Below are 2,355 nucleotides of genomic sequence, written 5' to 3' on the forward strand. Positions count from 1 at the left end.
CCGCGACCTGTCCCCCTCGACCGTGGCGGGCTACCTGGCCGACCTACGCCAGTTTTCCCGCTGGTTCGAGCAGACCAACGGCGAGGCGCTGACGCCTGCGGCGGTGACGCCCACGGATGTGCGGGAATACCGCGGCTGGCTGCAACGGCGGGGGCTGAAGGCGGCGACCATCAACCGCCGCCTGCACGCCCTGCGCGCGTGGCTGGACTGGGCGCAAGGGGAAGGCGTCATCCAGGCCAACCCCGCGGCGGGCGTGAAGATCATCGCCGAAACCGACCGCGCCCCCCGCTGGCTGGACAAGCGGGAGCGGTACGCCCTGCAACGGGCAGCGGAGCGGCTGCTGCAAACCGCGCGGATGCACTACCCCCAGCGGTGGGTGGTGTACGAGCGCGACGCGCTGCTGGTGCTGTGGTTACTCAACACGGGCTTACGCGCGGGGGAAGTGGTGCGCCTGACGGTGGACGACCTGACCCTGAGCAGCCGCAAAGGGCACGTGCTCGTGCTGGGCAAAGGGCGCAAACAGCGGGTAGTGCCCCTGAACGCCGAAGCGCGCAAAGCGGTGCAACGTTGGCTGAAAGTGCGCGCCGAGGTGGGCATAACTACGCCAACCCTGTGGAGCACGGGGGGCGCGCTGACCACCCGCACGGTGCAGCGCGCCGTGGAGCGGGTGGCGAAAGAGGCGCGCCTGGAAGGGGTGACGCCCCATGTCCTGCGGCACACCTTCGCCAAGAGCCTGATAGACGCCGGAACCGGCCTGGAGAAGGTGGCGAAATTGCTGGGTCACAACAGCCTGGACACGACCAGGCGGTATGTCGAGCCGGGTCGTCAAGACCTGGAGAAAGCCGTAGAGACCCTGGTGGGGTAAAGATTGCGGGCAGCCCCCGCCAGAACCGAGGAGGTTATGGTGAAACGCAACAATCAAGTCACCCTGGATGGTCTCATCGAGGCAGTCCGCGCCGAAATAGCCATTGTGCGTGGAGAGCGCATACCGGCGGCGCACTTTACGGTGCGCACCGACCAACCGGAACTGGGCGGTCTGCATCCTGCGGTCGCCTACGGGCGACTGGCCGCCGAAATCGTGGTATTCTCGGAAACAGCGCAAGAGGCCAAAGCGCCGCTTGAAGCAACGGTGCGCGGCTGGCTGCGGACGATGTGGCAAGACGGTCAGCCCCACGTCGTCCTGGTCGCCGACCGAGTGACCTTTCACCTGCCGAGCGAAGTGCGCGCCCGTGCGAGCGCCCAACTGAGCGCCTACATGCGCGAGCTGTCCTCGGCCTAATGGCCTGTGGACGGCGGCGCAGCCTTCAGGCCACGCGCCCCACGCCCCCGGCCAAAAGGCCGGTGGCTCAGGGCGCTGAGCCGGTAGGCTGCGCGGGACAGGGGGGCGGCCTAAAGCCGCCCCGTCCACCCAGCCGGGGTTCCACGGCGCGGCCCAAAGGCCGCTTTTGCGGGCTTGACACCGGCTTCAAGGTGCAATACAATGGGTGTTGAAGAGTGTTGAATACCCTTGAAAACCTGGAACCTGGAGGCGCTCATGTACACCCGTGTGCAATTCGTTTTGACCGAAGACCTGCACCGTCGCTTACGGCAAGCGGCGCAAATGCGAGGCGTAAGCATGTCCCAGGTGGTGCGGGAGGCGTTGGAACGGGCGTTGTTGGAAGATGCCGAGGCGCGCAGAGCGCGGAAACGGCGGCTTATGCAGCAGTTAGACGAACTCAGCCCGCAATTGTTCGAGCAAACGGACCTGGTGCATACTGCGGAAGACCTCAATGCCATGCGAGAGGAGCGGATGAATGAACTCGTTCGTACAGCCTTTGGTCATTGATTCCAACATAGGCGTATGGTCTATCGTCAATGGCCCCTATTTGGAGCCCAAAGCCATACGGGAGTGGTTTTCCCAACAGGCGACCATCGTTGTTCCCGGCCTGTGGGTGTACGAAGTGACCTCGGTCGTGTACCGATATGGGCGTCAGAAAGCCGTAGATGCCCGCCAAGCCCTGGCTATTATCCTGGACACGCCCGATGAAATCATCCATCCAGATAGCGCCCTGGCGATAGCGGCTCATGATTGGGCTGAGCGTTTGGGACAAGCGAAAGCGTACGACGCCTTCTACCTGGCGCTGGCCGAGCAGTTAGGTGCGGAATTCTGGACAGGCGACAAACGTCTCTACAACCGCGCCCGGCAAGTGGGGGCGGACTTCGTTCGGTTCGTGAGTGAAGCCTCGACAGGCGGAGGTTGACATTGGGCGAGAACGGATGGTTCGAGGACAAAACCACATGGCTGTTCGCAGCAGTGGAGGTTTTTGCCATTGGAGTGACTTGTTTGCCTTTCCGTGAGTGTTTGCAGGAGTGGCC

Annotated in this window: 4 protein-coding genes; all 4 read left to right on the forward strand. The window is 63.8% G+C overall.

All coding sequences use genetic code 11. From position 1 onward, the window contains the following. A partial coding sequence (locus ENJ54_00215; GenBank protein ID HFC08272.1) for a hypothetical protein occupies positions 1 to 865 on the forward strand: 865 nt, incomplete at its 5' end. Between the two features lie 39 nt (positions 866 to 904). Next, complete coding sequence (locus ENJ54_00220; GenBank protein HFC08273.1) at positions 905 to 1,279, forward strand: hypothetical protein; 375 nt, start codon at positions 905 to 907, stop codon at positions 1,277 to 1,279. Between the two features lie 255 nt (positions 1,280 to 1,534). Continuing rightward, on the forward strand, positions 1,535 to 1,825 hold the full coding sequence (locus ENJ54_00225) for a ribbon-helix-helix protein, CopG family (GenBank protein HFC08274.1): 291 nt from the start codon (positions 1,535 to 1,537) through the stop codon (positions 1,823 to 1,825). Further along, the gene (locus tag ENJ54_00230) at positions 1,794 to 2,240 is read left to right on the forward strand and encodes a PIN domain-containing protein (GenBank protein HFC08275.1); all 447 of its coding nucleotides are present in this window, start codon (positions 1,794 to 1,796) and stop codon (positions 2,238 to 2,240) included. The genes ENJ54_00225 and ENJ54_00230 overlap by 32 nt, the downstream gene beginning before the upstream one ends. Positions 2,241 to 2,355 lie beyond the last annotated feature (115 nt).

The organism is Chloroflexota bacterium (assembly GCA_011322445.1).
In the GTDB taxonomy this organism is placed as follows: Bacteria; Chloroflexota; Anaerolineae; order Anaerolineales; family DRMV01; genus DRMV01.

Excerpts from the sequence above, each read along its gene's own strand:
- ENJ54_00225 (HFC08274.1), top strand. The coding sequence starts at position 1,535 with ATGTACACCCGTGTGCAATTCGTTTTGACCGAAGACCTGCACCGTCGC.
- ENJ54_00230 (HFC08275.1), top strand. The coding sequence starts at position 1,794 with ATGAACTCGTTCGTACAGCCTTTGGTCATTGATTCCAACATAGGCGTA.